1 pseudogene is annotated in these 266 nt (G+C 49.2%); it reads left to right on the top strand.

Features of this window, described 5'->3' with window-relative positions:
* Positions 1-266: pseudogene (locus AB4585_RS26090) on the top strand (alanine--glyoxylate aminotransferase family protein); the annotation flags it as partial.

Raw genomic sequence — 266 nt, 5'->3', positions numbered from 1 at the left:
AGGCTAAAGTCATTGCTAAAATACGCATTTCAAACAGAAAATGAATTCACTATCGCCTTGTCCGCACCGGGCAGTGCCGGAATGGAAGCCTGCTTTGTAAACCTTATAGAGCCTGGTGAAAAAGTGATCGTGTGTCGTAATGGCGTGTTCGGCGAGCGTATGCGACAGAATGTAGAGCGCTGCGGAGGCGTTGCGATTGTGGTTGATGATGAATGGGGAAGCCCTGTATCAGCACAAAAGCTACAAAGCGCGGTAGAAGAGCACTC

Origin of the sequence: Vibrio sp. 10N.222.49.C9 (assembly GCF_041474985.1) — a bacterium.
In the GTDB taxonomy this organism is placed as follows: Bacteria; Pseudomonadota; Gammaproteobacteria; order Enterobacterales; family Vibrionaceae; genus Vibrio; species Vibrio crassostreae_C.
The sequence above is the reverse complement of the archived record's forward strand: the minus strand, read 5'-3'. Positions and strand labels throughout refer to the sequence as shown.